Origin of the sequence: Collinsella sp. AM09-41 (genome assembly GCF_003473245.1) — a bacterium.
Classification (GTDB): domain Bacteria; phylum Actinomycetota; class Coriobacteriia; order Coriobacteriales; family Coriobacteriaceae; genus Collinsella.
This window is the reverse complement of sequence record NZ_QRMJ01000004.1, coordinates 149,763-165,369: the sequence shown is the minus strand read 5'-3', so window position 1 is coordinate 165,369 and position 15,607 is coordinate 149,763. Positions and strand designations below refer to the sequence as shown.

Annotated in this window: 12 protein-coding genes; 11 read left to right on the top strand and 1 reads right to left on the bottom strand. The window is 61.0% G+C overall.

Translation table 11 applies throughout. From position 1 onward, the window contains the following. The first annotated feature begins 2 nt into the window (after nucleotides 1–2). The 3 genes from DW112_RS06515 to DW112_RS06505 all read left to right on the top strand — a co-directional run bounded on the left by DW112_RS06515 (nucleotide 3) and on the right by DW112_RS06505 (nucleotide 4,798). The gene (locus DW112_RS06515) at nucleotides 3–716 is read left to right on the top strand and encodes an ABC transporter ATP-binding protein (protein ID WP_118328601.1); all 714 of its coding nucleotides are present in this window, start codon (nucleotides 3–5) and stop codon (nucleotides 714–716) included. An 8-nt stretch (nucleotides 717–724) separates the two neighbouring features. Next, the gene (locus DW112_RS06510) at nucleotides 725–3,391 is read left to right on the top strand and encodes an ABC transporter permease (RefSeq protein ID WP_117790723.1); all 2,667 of its coding nucleotides are present in this window, start codon (nucleotides 725–727) and stop codon (nucleotides 3,389–3,391) included. A gap of 201 nt (nucleotides 3,392–3,592) precedes the next feature. Further along, nucleotides 3,593–4,798 (top strand): DUF362 domain-containing protein, encoded by a 1,206-nt coding sequence (locus tag DW112_RS06505; protein WP_117583671.1) that lies wholly within the window; start codon nucleotides 3,593–3,595, stop codon nucleotides 4,796–4,798. Nucleotides 4,799–4,929: 131 nt separating this feature from the next. Here the strand turns inward: DW112_RS06505 and DW112_RS06500 are convergent, their stop codons facing one another. Then, nucleotides 4,930–5,895 carry an alpha/beta hydrolase gene (locus tag DW112_RS06500; RefSeq protein WP_117583670.1) on the bottom strand — a complete coding sequence of 322 codons (966 nt, stop codon included), beginning with the start codon at nucleotides 5,893–5,895 and terminating at the stop codon, nucleotides 4,930–4,932. Between the two features lie 186 nt (nucleotides 5,896–6,081). Here DW112_RS06500 and DW112_RS06495 point away from each other — a divergent pair, with 186 nt between their 5' ends. The 8 genes from DW112_RS06495 (at nucleotide 6,082) to DW112_RS06460 (ending at nucleotide 15,311) form a co-directional block, all read left to right on the top strand. Beyond that, entirely contained in the window at nucleotides 6,082–6,765 is a 684-nt protein-coding gene (locus DW112_RS06495; RefSeq protein ID WP_199409686.1) for a hemolysin III family protein, read from the top strand. A 110-nt stretch (nucleotides 6,766–6,875) separates the two neighbouring features. Further along, nucleotides 6,876–8,249 (top strand): hemolysin family protein, encoded by a 1,374-nt coding sequence (locus DW112_RS06490; RefSeq protein WP_118328600.1) that lies wholly within the window; start codon nucleotides 6,876–6,878, stop codon nucleotides 8,247–8,249. Between the two features lie 24 nt (nucleotides 8,250–8,273). Next, on the top strand, nucleotides 8,274–9,107 hold the full coding sequence (locus tag DW112_RS10085) for a hypothetical protein (protein ID WP_233504106.1): 834 nt from the start codon (nucleotides 8,274–8,276) through the stop codon (nucleotides 9,105–9,107). Nucleotides 9,108–9,243: 136 nt separating this feature from the next. Then, complete coding sequence (locus DW112_RS06480; protein WP_118328618.1) at nucleotides 9,244–9,633, top strand: YtxH domain-containing protein; 390 nt, start codon at nucleotides 9,244–9,246, stop codon at nucleotides 9,631–9,633. Next, a complete protein-coding gene (locus DW112_RS06475; RefSeq protein ID WP_055252569.1) occupies nucleotides 9,633–10,388 on the top strand; it encodes a hypothetical protein in 756 nt (251 codons plus the stop codon). The genes DW112_RS06480 and DW112_RS06475 overlap by 1 nt, the downstream gene beginning before the upstream one ends. Before the next feature lie 72 nt (nucleotides 10,389–10,460). After that, nucleotides 10,461–11,867, top strand: a complete 1,407-nt coding sequence (locus tag DW112_RS06470) for a polysaccharide deacetylase family protein (protein WP_233502635.1) — start codon at nucleotides 10,461–10,463, stop codon at nucleotides 11,865–11,867. A 328-nt stretch (nucleotides 11,868–12,195) separates the two neighbouring features. Further along, nucleotides 12,196–14,040: a magnesium transporter gene (locus tag DW112_RS06465; protein WP_118328599.1), complete on the top strand. Its 1,845-nt coding sequence runs from the start codon at nucleotides 12,196–12,198 to the stop codon at nucleotides 14,038–14,040. A gap of 74 nt (nucleotides 14,041–14,114) precedes the next feature. Next, nucleotides 14,115–15,311: an Nramp family divalent metal transporter gene (locus DW112_RS06460; RefSeq protein WP_117769790.1), complete on the top strand. Its 1,197-nt coding sequence runs from the start codon at nucleotides 14,115–14,117 to the stop codon at nucleotides 15,309–15,311. The last annotated feature ends 296 nt before the right edge of the window (nucleotides 15,312–15,607 follow it).

Genomic DNA, 15,607 nt, shown 5'->3' with positions numbered 1-15,607 from the left:
GCATGGCGACAAAGCAAGCGTATGTCCAGGTCAGCGGGCTCAGGAAACACTACGGCGACGGTGATGCGCGCCTGACGGTACTCGATGGCATCGACACGTCCATCAACCGCGGCGAGATCTGCGTCATGCTGGGGCCCTCGGGCTCGGGCAAGTCGACCTTTCTCAACCTGATCGGCGGCCTGGAGGATGCCGACGGTGGCTCCATCATGGTGGACGGCTGCGACCTCACGGTGCTCAAACCTACCGATCTGGGCGAGTATCGCCGCCGTGAGCTGGGTTTTGTCTTCCAGTTCTACAACCTGGTGCCCGACCTTACCATCAAGGAGAACATCGAGGTCACGGCGCACCTGTCCAAAAACCCGCTCAATGTCGACGACCTGCTGCGTTCGCTGGGCCTCTACGAGCACCGCAACAAGTTCCCGCGCCAGGTCTCGGGCGGCCAACAGCAGCGTTGCGCCATCGGCCGCGCACTCGTCAAAAACCCGGGCCTGCTGCTGTGCGACGAGCCCACCGGCGCGCTTGACTACAAGACGTCCAAGGAAATCCTGCAGCTCATGGAGGACGTCAACCGCACCTACGGCTGCACCATCATCATTGTCACCCACAACGCCGCCATCGCCCGCATGGCCAACCGCGTGCTGCGCCTGCGCGACGGCCGCATCGTCAAGGATGAGCTCAACGAGTCGCCCGTTGCGGCCGCCGAGCTCGATTGGTAGGCGATGCCATGACACCTCTCGCAAAGCGACTCCCGCGCGAGCTGCGCCGCAATATCGGCAAGTACCTGGGCATCTTTTTGCTTATGTGCGGGAGCATCGCTCTCACCTCGGGCTTTTTGCTCGCGGCGCATTCCATCGGTTGCCTTATCGACGACATGCGCGATGCGTACACGATTGAGGACGGCCGCGTGACCACCTCCTTCGAGGCTACCGACGACCAGCTCAAGGCAGCCGAGGATGCAGCCGACGACGTCGGCGGCGTCACGCTCTACAAGAATTTCTCCATCGACGCCATCATCAAAAAGACCGCCGGCGACGACGGCACCAAGCGCACGTTGCGCACCTATGCGCACCGCACCAAGGTCGATATCGCGTCCTACTGCGAAGGCAAGCAGCCCAAGACGGACGATGAGGTGGCTATCGACCGAGTTTTTGCCACCAACAACGACCTTGTCGTGGGCGATAAGGTTGAGCTTGAGGGCCGCACCTACACCATCTGCGGCATCATGACCCAGCCCGATAGCCAGGCGCTGTTCCTCAACAATTCGGACTTTACGGTGAACACCATCACCTATGGTGTGGCCGAGGTCACCGACGCCGGCTTTGCCGCGCTCGAGGATGCCGGTGGTGCACCTGCCTACACCTACTCCTTTGCTTTTACCGATCGCGACCTCCCCACCGCGGATCGCATCGATGCGGAGCAGGATATGGTCGAGGCGCTGACCGATGCCGATGCGCGCGTGGACGATCTGATCGACGCCGATTCCAACCAGGGTATTGGCTACGCGCGCGACGACGTCGACGGCGACTCCATGATGTGGATGACGCTGCTCAACATTATCATCGTGATCATGGCGTTCGTCTTTGTGGTCCTTACCGACGCCACCATCGAGGAGGAGAGCGCCATCATTGGCACGCTGCTCGCCAGCGGCTATCGCCGCCGCGAGATCGTGCTGCACTACCTGGCACTTCCCGCCATCGTGGGCGTGGTCGCGGCGCTTTTGGGCACCGCGCTCGGCGTCGCGTTCTTTACCGAGCCCATGCGCGGCCTCTATTACGGTTCGTACAGCCTGCCTCCCTTCCAGGTGTACTGGAGCTGGGAGATTTTTGTGAAGTGCGCCGTGGTTCCCGCTGCCGCGCTCATCCTCATCACGCTGGTGGGCCTGCTTCGCAAGATGGGCAAGACGCCGTTGCAGTTCCTTCGTCACGAGGCGAGCGGCAAATCGGGCACCAAGCGCGGCCTGCAGCTGCCGGAGCGCATGGGCTTTGTCTCGCGCTTTCGCCTGCGCATCTTCCTGCGCAACCTGGGCAACTTCGCCACGCTCTTCGTGGGCATTGCGTTTGCCTCGCTGCTGCTGCTCTTTGGCCTGGCGATCCTGCCCACGATGACGCACTATGCGGACAACCTGGAGACAAGCCTGGTCGCCGAGCACCAGTACACGCTCAAGGCTCCGCTAGAGCTTGAGGGTACTGCCGAGGAGCGCGGGCAGTGGGCGGCGCTCGAGCGCTTGCAGTCGATTGACGGCGCGCTGCTCTCCGCCGCCCAGGATGCCGATGACGAGCTTGACGACGCGGCCGATGCGGCGCAGACGGCAGCCGATGCCGCGACCGCATCTCCGTCTGCCGAGAGCCTGGCCGCGGCGCAGGACGCGCTCGCCAAGGTCCAGGACAAGAAAGATGCGCTTTATGCGCGCCTCGATGACCTTGCCGATGCCCTCGGCTGCGACCGCGATGAGGCCATCGACCTGATCGACAAGGCCTCTAAGATCGACACCGACAACGACGACATTCACCCGATCAACACGACCGACAACGGCGCGGGCGCAATCGCGCAGGCCGAGAAATATGCCGTTTACCAGCTGCAATACGACCGCGGCGAGGGAAACGGCACAGAGGCCATCTCTGTCTACGGCATTTCATCTCATTCGCGCTATTGGAAAGACCTCAACGTCGGCGACGGGCGCGTCGTCTTTGGCGGCGGTCTGCTCGATAAGTTTGGCTGGAGCGAGGGCCAGAAGGTCGAGCTTCGCGACAAGTACGAGGCTCGGGATTATTCTCTTGAGTACGCGGGTAAGGACTGCATCTGGGGTTCAAAGTCGGACATGAATATCTATATGAGCATCGATGACTTTAACGAGCTGTTCGGCAACGACGCCGCCTACTTTAACGGCTATGTGAGCGACGAGAAGCTCGACCTCGATGCTCGTTACTTTGCCGGTGACACCACGCCCGACGACATGCGCGCCGTGGGTGACCAGTTCATCGGCATGATGAGCAAAATGATCGGCATGATGGTCGGGCTCGCGGTGTTTATCTTCCTGCTGTTTATGTACCTGCTGACCAAGGCGGTGATCGACCACAGCGCCCGTTCGATCAGCTACATGAAAGTCTTTGGCTATCGCGATAGCGAGATCTCGCATCTGTACATCCGCTCGATCACGCTGTGCGTGGCGGCGTCGCTCGTGCTGAGCCTGCCGGTCATTATTGGCTCGCTCACGGCCATCTTCCGCTCGATGCTGCTCGCCTACAACGGCAATATCGAGATCTACGTGCCCGCTTGGTCCATGGCTGCATGCATCGGCATCGGCTTTGCGACCTACCTGGTCGTGGCGCTGCTGCACACGCGCTCTATCAAGCGCGTCAGCCTGGCCGAAGCCCTCAAGGTGCAGGAGTAGTCATTGGGGACGTTCTTAAACGACTAGTCGTTGGGGACAGTCTTTGCCGGATCGCCGGCTCGCTGGCCGGGCGGCAAGCACTCATTTAAGTCTGTCCCCAATGAGTGCCTAACGACTCGGTGTTGTGCTTGACTTCGACCCCGCTTTAACGGGTACCATCCTCTATGTCTGTAACGCCATATAGACCGAGGGGATAGATCTATGACCGCAACCGCACCCGCAGCACCGGCAAAGGTGTACTTCACCAACCTGCGCACGCATGCTCGCGAGAGCCAACTCGACAAGCTCAAGCGCCTCATCCGTCGCGCCGGTATTGAGCAGATCGACTTTGAGAACAAGTTCGTCGCCATTAAGATTCACTTTGGCGAGCTGGGCAACCTGAGCTTTTTGCGCCCCAACTACGCCCGCGCCGTCGCGGATGTCGTGAAGGAGCTGGGCGGCAAGCCCTTCCTCACCGACTGCAACACGCTCTATGTGGGTAGCCGCAAAAATGCGCTCGAGCACATCGACACCGCCTACCAGAACGGCTTTACCCCGTACGCCACGGGCTGCCAGATCATCATCGCCGACGGCCTCAAGGGCACCGACGAGGCGCTCGTCCCGGTCGAGGGCGGCGAGTACGTGCGCGAGGCAAAGATCGGCCAGGCACTCATGGATGCCGACATCGTGATTAGCCTCACCCACTTTAAGGGCCATGAGCAGGCCGGCTTTGGCGGTGCCATGAAGAACCTGGGTATGGGCGGCGGTAGCCGTGCCGGCAAGATGGAGCAGCACGCCGCTGGCAAGCCGAGCGTCGATACCACCAACTGCGTTGGCTGCCGTGCCTGCGAGAAGATATGCGCGCACAGCGCCATCACGTTTGACGGTACGCGTGAGCGCGAGCTTGCCAACGGCAGCACTCGCACGGTTCACGTGGCTGCCATCGACCGCGATCGCTGCGTGGGCTGCGGACGCTGCATTGCGGCGTGCAACCAGGACTGCATCAAGCCCGACTATGATGCCGCGGCCGACGTACTCAACTACAAGATCGCTGAGTACACCAAGGCCATCGTCGACGGCCGCCCGAGCTTCCACATCTCGCTCGCCATGGACATCAGCCCCAACTGCGACTGCCATCCCGAGAATGACACGCCCATCGTCAACGACATCGGCATGTTCGCGAGCTTCGACCCGGTCGCCATCGACCAGGCCTGCGCCGACGCCGTCCTGGCGTCCGAGCTGCTGCCTAACACCGAGCTTACCGACAGCGCGGCCAAGATGGAGCATAATCACGAGCATCTGGAGGGCGAGCAGGCCAAGGATCCCTTCTGCATCACGCATCCCGACACCGACTGGCGCGCGTGCATCGCGCATGCCGAGAAGATCGGCCTGGGCACGAGCAAGTACGAGCTCATCGAGGTCAAATAGCGCCTAGCTATTGGACATATCAAGCGCTTTTGTAGCGCAACGTTAGTAAAAACCGCCCGTGAGCACAGCGCCCACGGGCGGCTTTTTGGAAGTGCTAGGGGCCAGATAGACCAGTAAACCGTACTATTTGCTTAAAAATTCTTGTCGAGGAAGTCGTCGACCGTGTTCCAGTAGAGCTCGGGGTCAACTTGCGCGCTCTTGGCGTGGGTGGCGCCGTGGATAGTGAGCTTCTGTTTAACCTTGCTGGCGCACGCGTCGTAGTTTTGGTCGAGCATGTCGTACGGCACAAAGGTGTCCTGGTCGCCGTGGATAAACAGCATGGGAACCGTCGCGTGTTCGAGTTGGTTCACACTGCTCGCCTTATGAAAGTCGTAGCCTGCGCGCACGTTGCACACTAAGTTTGCTACATCGAGCAAGGGAAAGCTGGGCAGGCCGAACACGTCCTTGAGCTGCAGGGAAAACTCGTCCCAAACGCTTGTATAGCCGCAGTCCTCGATAATGCATTTCACGTTTGCGGGCAGAGATTCCCCCGCTACATTCATGGCGGTCGCTGCACCCATCGACTCGCCAAAGACCAGGATGCGCGCCTTGGGATCGGCCGCAACGATCCGCCCGATCCACGCGACGACATCGAGTCGCTCGGGCCAGCCCATGCCGATGTAGTCACCGCCGGAACGCTCGTGGGCGCGGGCGGCAGGTGCGAGCACGTTCATGCCGCGGTCGTGGAATCGCTTGACGTATCGGGCCATACCGATGGGCTCATCGGTGTATCCGTGTAGGCAGATAGCGTAATTGTGCGTGCTCTCTGGGGCGACAAAATACCAAGCGGCAAGTTCGGTTCCGTCATCTGCGGTGAGGCTGCTGCTCTCGCGGTTCTCTTTAAACCATGCCCGCGCCTCGGTTCCCTCGGCATCCATCTGTTCACCCTTTTCGGCGTCCTTGCCGTCCTGCATCATCTTCATGGTGTAGGGGGCGCGAGGGTTCAGGGCAAAGTCGAACAAGAAGTTGCCGGCAAACCCCAGCAGCGCTACAACGAGCACCAGCGCAACGATGCCGGCTATCTTGAGCTTTCGATGGGAACGTGCGTTTTGAGACATAAGAAGCTTTCCTATAAGATGTTAATACATCAACATTTAATGCAAGCGCATTATGGACGTTCACCGTTGATGCGTCAACAGGCAAAGAATGGGTAAACAAAGGGTCACGTATGGTGCAAATTTCGCACGCACCCAGACGCTTTGATATAGTGTTGAGAACTCTTTACGTTGGAGGATGTAACCGGCATGTCCGATTCGAGCGACAGTTCTAAGCCGCGACCCAAGACCGCGGCCGTTCCACACTACACGGTGGGTGAGGAGATCATGAACTCCGTCACCCATGGTGTCGGCTGCCTGCTGGGTATCGCGGGCCTGGTGCTCCTGATCGTATTCGCTGCCCTGCGCGGCGGAGGCCCGGCCCACATGGCCGCGGCGATTGTCTATGGCGTCAGTATCATCCTCGAATACTTGGCCTCCACGCTCTATCACGCGATTCAGCCCGCGCGCGCCAAGCGCGTGTTTCGTATCATCGACCACAGCTGCATCTACCTGCTTATTGCCGGCAGCTATACGCCGTTTTGCCTCATCACGCTCGCAAACGACGGCGGCCCTATGCTGTTCTTTGCTGTGTGGGCCATCGCCATCGTCGGGATTGCCCTCGAGTGCTTTTTGCGCGAGCGTCAACCGCACTGGGTAAGTGGCCTGGTCTACCTGCTGATGGGCTGGCTCGTTGTCTTTAAGCTGCCCGCGCTTGTGGCACTGCTGAACCCCGTAGCGCTTGCCCTGCTCGCTGTCGGCGGCGTGTGCTATACCGTGGGCGTGCCGTTCTATATCGCCAAAAACGTGCGCTATCTGCACAGTGTTTTCCACTTGTGGGTGCTCGCCGGCAGCATCTTCCAGTTCATGGCGGTGATCCTCTTCGTAATCTAGCGACCACGCCTGCGCGCCCGCGTCCTCGTTTGGGCGCCGGTGCAATTGCCGTATCCGTCATCAACGTTTTGACCTGACGTCCCGAATCTTGGAGGTTCGAGAAACTCCCGATGGACATAACCATCTCCCTTATCACTACCCTCGTTTTGACCCTCATCAACGGCTACTTCTCTATGTCCGAGATGGCGCTCACCACGGCCAAGCGCGCCGTGCTGGAGCACGATGCCGAGGAGGGCGACAAGCGCGCCGAGCGTGCCATTAAGCTGGCTGCCGACTCCGACCAGCTGCTCGCCACCATCCAGGTCGCCATCACGCTCGTGGGCTTCGCCTCGTCCGCCGTTGCCTCGACGAGCCTGTCCGACCCGCTCGCCACGTGGCTCATGAGCTTTGGCATCGCGCCGCTCTCCGCCATCGCGCGCGGCCTGGCGCCGGTCATCATCACCGTCGCCGTCGCCTTTGTGTCCATCGTGATCGGCGAGCTCGTGCCCAAGCGCATCGGCCTTGCTAACGCCGAGGGCGTATCCAAGCAGGTCGTGGGACCGCTCTCCGTATTCCAAAAGATCGCCCGTCCGCTCGTGTGGCTGACTGGCGCTTGCTCCGATGGCCTGGCCCGCATCTTGCGTATCAAGAGTGCCGACGACCGTCAGAACGTCTCGGAGGAAGAGATCAAGTACATGGTCTCGGAGCAGGACGACCTGCTCGACGAGGAAAAGCGCATGATCCACGAGATCTTCGACCTGGGCGACACCGTTGCCCGCGAGGTCATGGTGCCGCGCGTGGACACCACCATGTGCGAGGACGACGAGACGGTCGCCGACGTGTTGTCCACCATGCGCCAGACCGGCTTCAGCCGCATCCCCGTCTATCACGAGGACCCCGACAACGTCGCGGGCATCGCGCACATCAAGGACCTGATCCAGCCCGCGCTCGATGGCAAGGGCGACCAGCCCATCGCCGGCTTTTTGCGCGACGCCACCTTTGTGCCCGACACCAAGGACATCCTGCCGCTGCTGTCCGAGATGCAGACCTCGCACGACCAGATCGTGGTCGTCGTGGATGAGTACGGCGGCACGGCCGGCATCATCACCATCGAGGACATCGTCGAGGAGATCGTGGGCGAGATCGAGGACGAGTTCGACCCCGACAACAAGTACCTCACGCGCCTTTCGCGCCGCGAGTGGCTCGTCGATGGGCGTTTTTCGTGCGATGACGCGATTGAGCTTGGTTGGCCGCTCGAGGAAAGCGATGATTATGAGACCATCGCCGGCTGGATTTTGGAGCTTTGCGACTCGGTGCCCGACATCGGAGAGGTGTTTGAGGTCGCGGGGTACAAGTTTAAAGTGCAGTCGATGCGTGGCCAGCGCATCTCGCTCATTCGCGTGATCGCTCCGGCCGAAACCGATAAGAAGGATTCCGAGTCTTCGGCAGAGAAGCCGGCGGCGTCGGGTGCGGGCTCTGTGGATCCGCACGATGGCGACGAGTAGGACAAGGAAGAGTAGGGGAGAGTTATGGCAGGCCTGTTCAACATCCTTAAGGTCACCGTCAGCGAGGACAAGATCTGTGCGCATGTGCTGGTGAACCCCGGCATGCCGCTCATGACCTCGGAGGACATCGAGGCCACGGCGCGCGTGTACTACCTGGTACCGGCGATTGCCAAGCACCTGTGCCTGGGCGATTCCGGCCGCGAGTTCCAGGACTGCATGGGTCAGACCGAGCTCTGCCACCTGCTGGAGCACGTGACGGTCGAGCTCATGAACGAGACCGGTCTTGCCGGTAGCATCTCGTGCGGCCGCACGCGCGTAAGCGAGCATGACGAGCGTGTCTTTGAGGTCGAGCTTTCGTGTCCCGACGACGCACTGGCCATCGGTGCGCTGTCGTCGGCCACCTTTATGATGGACTGGGCGTACCTGCACGCCGACCAGCCTGCCCCCGACGTGGAAGGCACGGTCGCGGGCCTGCGCAACCTGGTGCTGGGCATGCGCGCCGAGGCCGAGGGCAAGGATCCTCACGAGGCCGTCGCTGCTGCGAACGGCGAAGATGCTGCCGAGGACGAGGGCGCTGACGAGGGCGATGTGCCGGTCGACGCCGAGCCCGTTGCCGATGCGACCGCCGAGCCCGTTCCCACCGAGCCCCAGGGCGTCCCCAACTTTGACGACGAGCCCCAGGTGGCGATTGATACCGAGGGCGCGGTTGCCGAGAACCACGAGGCCTCCGCTGCCGTCTTTGGCGGTGCGGCGACGGTTCCGGCAGGACCTGCGCATGAGGGCGGCCTGCCACTCGTGGACGGCGCCGGCGAGGACCCGGGTGCCACGGTGGCCATGCCGGCTATGCCTCAGGAGTAGGCCTACGCGTTTATCACCATCACGTACCTGCGCCTTTGCCGTACGCAGATGAGCGGAGCGGCAAGTGATGCGCTGCGGGTATAATGGACAGCATTCAAACGGTGGGCACCGACGTGCCCGCAGGAGAGGAATGATCATGGGTAAGACTTTCAGCTTTGTCTCCGGCGCACTTTTTGGTGCCGCTGCCGGCGCTATTATCGGTGTTGCTCTGGCCCCGCGCTCGGGCGCCGAGACCCGCGCCATGGCTGCCGATATCGCCAACGACGCCTGGGACAATATGCGCGACACCTACGAGCACAGCGCCGAGGAGGCCCGTGCTGCGGTGAATGACTTTGGCCCGATGGTCGACGCCAAGACCGACGACCTGCGCGCCAAGGTCGACCTGGCCCGCGAGCGCATGGACCAGCTGCGCGAGCAGCTCAACGACGCCATTTCGGGCGGCAACGTGACGCCTGCCGCCGACGTCGTGGTCGAGAACGCCGCCGAGGCTGATACCGAGGCTGCGGAGCCCTCGACCGAGGCATAATGCGCGCCGGGGATTTTGTCGGCGCCAAGATCTATCGCAAGCCTACCGAGGACAAACGCACCAAAAAGGACGGCACACCGCGCAGCCCTAAAAAGCTCGGAAAGATTCACTTTCCGGTCTTTACCCCGGGCGGTACGCGCGTGGTCGGCTTTATGGTCCGCCAGTCCGATATCGCGGGCATGATCGAGCGCCCCGACCGCTTTGTGGCGCTCGATGCCATCGGCGTCTATGAGGGCGCCATTGCGGTCGATGACGTCAAGGACACATACGATGCCGCCGCTGCCAAGCGCCTCGACATCAACCTGGACGATTGCATCATCTGGGTCGGTATGGACGTGCGCACGGAATCGGGCGACGTCGTGGGCTATTGCTCGGACGTTGAGTTCAAGCCACGTTCGGGCATCGTGCAGGCATTCTATGTGACCGCCGGTGCTGCTTCGAGTGTTTTGGTTGGTGACACGCAGGTGCCGCCGACGATGCTACGCGGCTACGAGAACGGCGCGATGGTCGTCTCGGACGAGGTCAAGTCGCTTGGGTATTCGGGCGGTGCGGCCGCCAAGGCCGCCGAGGCCAGCGTCGTGGTGGGCGACAAGGTCAAAAAGGGCGCCAAGGTGCTCGACGACAAGGGATCGGTCGCCGTGGACAAAGGCAGTCGCGCACTGGGCAAGCAGCTCGGCAAGACGCGCGGCATGTTCAAGGCCTTTAAGGACGAATACCAAAAGGCGAGCGGAGGCTCGTCAAAAGCTACAAAATAGCGACGTACCAAATGATGGGAGGCAAGCCGGAGACCTGTTGCTCCGGCTTGCTGTGTTTATGGGGGAGGGCACATGCGCCAAAACGGATCCAACTTAAACGGGCGTTCGGGTGCGCGTCCGACGGCGCGCCGCGACCTGGGGCAGCTGCCCAGCGGTCAGCGCCGTCGCCGCCGTAAGCCCGGCGCGATGTACCTCAACCATAGCCGCGGGTTTAGCGACCGCAGCGCGCGCATCGGCAACGGGCGCTCGCCGCGCCGACCGTCCCGTCTGCCCTATGCGCTCATTGCCGTGGGCTGTGCGCTCGTGCTGTTTATCGCTGCTGTCGTGGGCTACGTCAACCGCAGCGTGGACGTGGAACTCAACGGGCAAAAGACCGCGGTGCGCGTGGGCTCTACGCTGCAGAATCTCATCGACGACCAGGAGTTGACCGATACCTACGACGCAGGCGACCTGCTGGCCGTCGATGACAGCGTGCTCAAGCGCCATGGCGGCGAAAAGCTGTCGGTTAAGGTGGACGGCAAGCGCATAAAACAGGGCAAATGGGATAGCCGCGAACTTGAGGGCGGCGAGAAGGTGACGGTCAAGGATGGCCGTAACACCTACGAGAAGCACGAGGTTCAGGCTACGGTTATCGAGCCCAAGCTCAAGGTCGAGGGCACGGGCGCTATCGAGTATGTGCAGACATGGGGTGTCCAGGGCCGCTCCGAGGTGTGGGTTGGTGAGCAGTCGGGCAAGACGCAGGACCGCGGCGAGGTTGTGCCCGCCACCGATTGCGTCGTTGCGTGCGCCAGCGTGGCGCCCAAGGGCAACAAAAAGTACGTGGCGCTGACGTTTGACGAGGGTCCGAGCGGCGCCACCAAACAGATCTTGCAGGTGCTCAAGGAAAAGGGCGTTACCGCGACGTTCTTCCTTTCGGGCGATGCGGCCGAGGCCTCGCCTGCCACGGCCAAGGCGATTGTCGATGCCGGGTGCGAGATCGGATCCAACAGCTACAGCGACGATTCGCTCAAGGGTCAGGACCGTGAGACGGTACGCGAACAGATCACGAAAGGCACCGATGCGATTAAGTCGGCGACCGGCGTGAAGACGATGCTGCTGCGTGCTCCCTACGCTGCCTTTGACGAGCAAAACTGGATTGATGCGATGGACCTGGTCTCCGCCGTGGTCTCGTGGAATATTGACTCGGGCGACTGGCTGCTCAACGGTGCCGACGAGCAGGTCTCAACGGTGCTCGATTCGGTGACGCCGGGCAATATCGTGCTGCTCACCGATAGAGACGAATGCGCCGAGCAGACGCTCGAGGCGCTGCCGCAGATCATCGACGGCCTTGTCGCCGACGGCTACAAGATCGTGACGCTCAGCGACCTGGTCAAGACGGACACGTCGCTGAGCAAAAAGCTCACCTCGCTGACGAAGGTCACCATGCCCAAGGACGCCGTGTTCCCCCAACTTGCCGAGGACGATGACACCACAGAGTAGTCATTGGGTAGTCGTTTAAGAACGTCCCCAATGGCTATGTCACGGATACGTCAGCGTTTGGTATGCCTGCAATGTGCAGCGCATAAATTCGATGCCGCAGGGCGATGCTGATGCTATAGTTACTGCGGTTAATGAGGGTCAAGAGAAAGGTTACAGGTGAAATCCAAACCTCGACCATACAGTCGATGACCCCATGCAGGTGCTTTTTGCGCATGCACGGGGTGTAAGCGTCGAGCGGCGTGCCGCCCGCGCATGCGTATACATATCCAGAAGCCCCCGGACGCCGCACGCGCGGCCGCGTCCGGAGGAATAATGATGGGGAGCACCATTGAATTATCTGAGTGAGATGCTCAAATTGCCAGTCTTGGACGTCGACGGCGAAAAGCTCGGCGTGGTCAACGATTTTGGCATTGCAACCGGCGAAGTTTTTCCGCACGTGACGTCGCTCGCGTTCCGCGGCCCCGGCAAGACGCCGTTTATGATCAGCTGGCGCAAATGGGTCGACCGTATCGACGAGACGGGCGTGTATCTCAACACGTCTGCCACCAATATTCGCTTCTCGTACCTGCAGCCGACCGAGCTCCTGCTGGCGCGTGACGTGCTCAATAAGCAGATCGTCGACACGCAGGGCATGAAGGTCGTGCGCGTCAACGACATCAAGTTTTCCATGTCGGGCGAAAACCAGCTGCGCCTGTTGGGTGCCGAGGTCGGTGCCCGCGGTCTGCTGCGCGCGATCAGCCCCGCACTCGAGCACGTCGTCGAGGGCTTTATGAAGCACCTGGGCAAGCCGCTCAGCGAGGACATCATCGCTTGGTCCTACATGGACCTGCTCGACCGCTCGACTAAAAACATCCAACTCTCGGTGTCGCACAAGACGCTCGGCGAGCTGCACCCTGCCGACATCGCCGACATTATCGAGCAGCTCGACCCGCGCCTACGTGCGCAGGTGTTTGCGCAGCTCGATACCGCCCAGGCAGCCGAAGCTATCTCGGAGTTCGATGACGACGAGCTTATGACCGAGATGCTCGAGGGCCTGTCCGACACGGACGCATCGTCGATGCTGGCCATGATGGACCCGGACGACGCTGCCGACCTGATCGACGAGCTTGATTACGAGAAGGCCGAGAAGCTCCTGCGCCTGATGGGCGTCAAGGAGGAGAAGGCGATTCGTAACCTGCTGGGGTATGAGGACAACACCGCCGGCCGCATCATGACCTCGGAGTTTGTCTCCCTGCCTGCCACGGCAACGGTCGGTGACGCCATCGAGGCGATTCGCGAGCTCGACGAGGACTTCGAGAGCGTCTACTACGTCTATACCGAGGATCCGAGCGGCATGCTGACCGGTGTGCTTTCGCTGCGCACGCTGATCGTAGCCGACCGCGACGCCACGCTGGGTCAGCTGGCCTATCGCGACCTGGTCTACGTGTCGCCCGACGAGGACCAGGAAGACGTGACGGACGAGATGACCAAGTACGACCTGGTCGCTATCCCCGTCTGCGACGAGAACCGTCATATCCTGGGTATCGTAACCTTCGACGACGCCATGGACGTTATCGCCGAGGAGCATCAGGAGGACCTGCAGATCGCCGGTGTCGGCTCGGGCGACAGCGCGTCGGACGACTCGACGAACGTGCTCAGCTGGTTCGTGCATCGCCAGTACTGGGTTGTTGTATGGGGCATCGCGTCGTGCATCATGGCGACCGTGCTGGGAACGGCGCTCGGCTCCGCGCATCTGGTGGTGTTCCCCATGTGCGCCATGCCGCTCGTGCTGCTGGCGGCCTCGCGCATGGTGTCGTTCGTCAAGAACTACTTCCTGGAGTATGACGGTCACGACGACGAGCCCAAGCCGTATCTGGGGTTCTTCTTCCAGAGCACGGGCATGGGCCTGATTCTGTCGCTCGTGACCTACCTGTGCGCCCAGCTGGTGCGCACCGCTGCGTTCCCCGATGCGTCCATGTTTGAGGAGCAACTCTTTACCGGGTGCTTTAATATCGCTGCCATCATTTGCCTGGTTGGCAACATGAGCGCCGTGATTTACCTGATGGTGCTGTTCTGGCGTGACGAGCATGACCTCAACACGTCGGGCACCGCCATGAACGTTATTGCCGTCATGATCTCGTGCGTAGCGTACTGCGCCGCTGCGGTGCTGCTCACCATGTCGGTCATGGGCTAGGTGGTCGCGTGCAAAATACCAAGCAAAAGTCGGGCACCAAGCAAAAGTTGACCATCGCGGCCATCTTTGGCGCTATGGGTCCCGGTCTGCTGGCGGCGCTTTCGGGCAATGACGCCGGCGGCATTGCAACGTATTCCAGCGCGGGCGCCAGCTATGGCTACAAGATGCTGTGGATGCTTCCCGTCATGACCGTGCTGCTCATCGTGACGCAGGAGACCGCGGCGCGCTGCGGCTGCGTCACGGGCAAGGGCCTGGCATCGCTCATTCGCGAGCGCTTTGGCGTGCGCAAGAGTGTACTTGCTATGGCGGCGCTGTTGATCGCCAACACGGCTGTGACCATTTCGGAGTTTGCGGGTATCGCCAGCGGCCTTGCTCTCTTTGGCGTGCCGGCGAGCATCTCGGTGCCGTTGGTGGCGCTGCTGGTGTGGATGCTTACCATGTCGGGTAGTTTCCAGCGCATCGAGAAGATTCTGCTGTTGGTAAGCTGCGTCTTCGTGACCTATATTGTCGCCGCGTTTATGGCTGGCCCCAACTGGGGTGAGGTCGCGGTCGACCTGGTCGTGCCTAACATTCAAAATGACCCCAGCTACGTGTCGCTCGTGGTCGCAACGATCGGTACCACCATCGCGCCGTGGATGATTTTCTTGGCGCAGAACAACGTGGTCGATAAGAACGCGGGCGAGGACGACATCGTGCTGCAGCGCATTGATACCGTGAGCGGCTCGATCGCTGCTGATATCATTGCGGGCTTTATTATCATCACGACCGGTACGGTGCTGTTCCCGGCGGGTATTCAGATTAGCGATGCTGCCGATGCCGCCCGCGCGCTGGAGCCCATCGCGGGTCAGTGGTCCACGGTGCTGTTTGCCTCGGGCCTGGTTGCAGCGAGCTTTTTGGCTGCCTGCGTGCTGCCGGGCGTTACGTCGAGTGCCATCTGCGAGGCATTTGGTTGGGAGCGCGGCGCCGATCGCAGCTGGGATGAGGCCCCGGTTTACCGCGGCATCATTACGGCCATCATCGGTATTTCTGCCGTGTTGGTGCTCATGCCCGGTGTCGATCTGTTCCAGATTATGATGACCTCGCAGGTCATCAATGGCGTGCTACTGCCCGTGGTTCTGGTGTTCCAGGTGGTTATCGCCGCCGACCGTCACATTATGGGCACTAACCGCAACGGTCGCGTGTGGAACGTGCTCACTTGGGCGACTATCGGTGTGATTACGGTGCTCACGGTCGTCATGTTTGTCCTGCAGGCGATGGGTTACAGCGCTTAGCGCCCACTTTTGCTTCCGAACAGGCCGCAGCGATGGACTGCGGCCTGTTTTTTGCCCGCTATAGGGCATTAGTTATATGGCAGTGGACAAAAAATGCCAAATATGAGTACTGTTGCTAAGTGAATAGCATTTACATCCAAGAAGATAATGAACATATCTAAAAATCTGTTCATTAAAAGCGAAGCTCCAAGTCTTAAGCCGGCCATTCTGGTCAACTGGAAGGGTCGCGCGCTACCGCTTGGGCGCCATTTTGGGTGGTTTTGCCTGCTACTAAAATGGTAACAGTACTCATATTT

Bases quoted from the DNA above. Each gene is read 5' to 3' on its own strand.
- DW112_RS06470 (WP_233502635.1), top strand. From the start codon at position 10,461: ATGCGCCAAAACGGATCCAACTTAAACGGGCGTTCGGGTGCGCGTCCG.
- DW112_RS06495 (WP_199409686.1), top strand. From the start codon at position 6,082: ATGTCCGATTCGAGCGACAGTTCTAAGCCGCGACCCAAGACCGCGGCC.
- DW112_RS06460 (WP_117769790.1), top strand. From the start codon at position 14,115: ATGGGTCCCGGTCTGCTGGCGGCGCTTTCGGGCAATGACGCCGGCGGC.
- DW112_RS06480 (WP_118328618.1), top strand. From the start codon at position 9,244: ATGGGTAAGACTTTCAGCTTTGTCTCCGGCGCACTTTTTGGTGCCGCT.
- DW112_RS06500 (WP_117583670.1), bottom strand. From the start codon at position 5,895: ATGTCTCAAAACGCACGTTCCCATCGAAAGCTCAAGATAGCCGGCATC.
- DW112_RS06475 (WP_055252569.1), top strand. From the start codon at position 9,633: ATGCGCGCCGGGGATTTTGTCGGCGCCAAGATCTATCGCAAGCCTACC.
- DW112_RS06505 (WP_117583671.1), top strand. From the start codon at position 3,593: ATGACCGCAACCGCACCCGCAGCACCGGCAAAGGTGTACTTCACCAAC.
- DW112_RS10085 (WP_233504106.1), top strand. From the start codon at position 8,274: ATGGCAGGCCTGTTCAACATCCTTAAGGTCACCGTCAGCGAGGACAAG.
- DW112_RS06515 (WP_118328601.1), top strand. From the start codon at position 3: ATGGCGACAAAGCAAGCGTATGTCCAGGTCAGCGGGCTCAGGAAACAC.
- DW112_RS06490 (WP_118328600.1), top strand. From the start codon at position 6,876: ATGGACATAACCATCTCCCTTATCACTACCCTCGTTTTGACCCTCATC.
- DW112_RS06510 (WP_117790723.1), top strand. From the start codon at position 725: ATGACACCTCTCGCAAAGCGACTCCCGCGCGAGCTGCGCCGCAATATC.